Genomic DNA, 1,661 nt, shown 5'->3' with positions numbered 1-1,661 from the left:
TTTCGATAAAGGGCAACAAACTGACGAACAGCCTTTTGTATTTTACCGGAAAAAGAAGTCCGAAACCTGTCTTCGTTGGACGTGTCTATACCCGAAAAGTCGAATTTCAACACGGCATAAGCGTTCTTTTTCGGCGTAGGATGCTTGCCAATGTAAAGCCCGCCGAACAGATTTTCAAAATTTGCTGCTCGGTTTACGTCATAGTAATGCTCAAGCAAAGAGAAGAACAGACTCTTGCCGAATTTGCGCGGACGGATGAAAAACTGATATGAATTAACCTCATTTTCAAGCTGTTCAAGAAACCATGTCTTATCCACATAAGCATAGTTTTCGATAATCAATTTTTCAAAATTGGAAGTGCCATAAGGCAACCGCTTCACTGTTTTTGTTTCCATAATTTTTTGTTTTTGGGGACAAAGGTACAATTTATTTTGTCACATGTTTTTTATCATGCATAAAATTCAGCATCCACGTCTTGTATTCGCTATCTTTTCAAAATCGCTCTGTAAAAATTTTACCGTCAAAAATCCCAGCTCCCCTCAATATCGCAGCTTTTGCAGCCTCACCCAAAGCATCCAAATCCTCACCTGTCAACACCTCATCCACATACAATCCAATTATTGCAGTAAAATAGTATGAACTTGGTAGCCCATCATACCGCTTCGCCACATATTTGTCAAAATTTGTTATCAAATTGAACAAATCTACGCATATTTGATAATTGGACAAATCGTTATGCTTGCGATTTTGCAGCAATGCTTCTGCCTTTTCTAAACATTCCCTGCTTTCGTTTTGGAGGGCTTTGTTGATTAGTTCGCGGGCGGTTTTCTTTTGTGCGGTTGTAAAATCCATATTACTAATTTTTTTATTTCGGCGCAAAGGTAACTAAAATCGTTCTATTTTGCGAATTATCGATCAAATAATGCTTTTATTTTCCAATACCCTCCCCTTTTGCCACCTACGCGGTCAAGCAAACCTGCGGTTTTCAGTTTGTTTAACCTCTCTTTAGTGGCAGTTAGTTTTTTCCCTGTTTTTTGTGCAATCTCAGGAATTGTTAGAAGCGGATTCTCCTCAATTAACGACAGTATCAAATCATCAATCTCATCAGTTTTTAGGTCGGTTTTTAGGTCGGTTTTTAAGTCGGTTTTTAGGTCAGTTTTTAGGTCGGTTTTTAGGTCAGTTTTTGAATCATCAATTTCAGTAGTTTCTATGCTGGTTTTTAGGTCGGTTTTTAGGTCGGTTTTTGAATTATCAACCAACATCGCATTTTTCGGAGGTATAAAGTCAGGCAATTTTTCTTTATACAGCGTTACCTGAAAGCCATTTGTAATTTCCTCAAACAATGGCTCTCTCACTCCATAATTCCTGCAAATATCCTGCACACGGGTAATGCCGGTGCCGTATTTTTCTATCTCTCCCATTTCCTTAAATGCCTTGGTAACCAATTTGTTGCGCGATTTTGAAGAATATTTTCCCGAAAGCAGTCCTTCAAGGGTATTTCCGCCATAAAGTTTGCCCGGATTGTAAAATTCCATTCTGTCGTCAAAAATTTTAATAACACTTCCCGAACTGTCACGATAGTCGCGATGTACTACCATATTGATAACAATTTCGCGAATGGCATCGGTGGGATAATCAAACCGTTCTGTGCGCTTTGGCTC

At 38.8% G+C, this 1,661-nt stretch carries 3 protein-coding genes; all 3 read right to left on the bottom strand.

Annotated features, from left to right (window positions below):
• Positions 1-395, bottom strand: a 395-nt coding sequence (locus tag ASC50_RS00435) for an AAA family ATPase (RefSeq protein ID WP_158648209.1), incomplete at its 3' end; no start/stop codon positions are given.
• A gap of 97 nt (positions 396-492) precedes the next feature.
• Positions 493-852, bottom strand: coding sequence for a hypothetical protein (locus ASC50_RS00430; protein ID WP_056928553.1), 360 nt, complete (start codon positions 850-852; stop codon positions 493-495).
• 56 nt (positions 853-908) lie between these two features.
• A partial coding sequence (locus tag ASC50_RS00425; protein WP_158648208.1) for an ATP-binding protein occupies positions 909-1,661 on the bottom strand: 753 nt, incomplete at its 5' end.

It is taken from the genome of Candidatus Symbiothrix dinenymphae, assembly GCF_001431085.1.
Note: the sequence above shows the minus strand (reverse complement) of the source record. Positions and strands in the feature narration are given on the sequence as shown.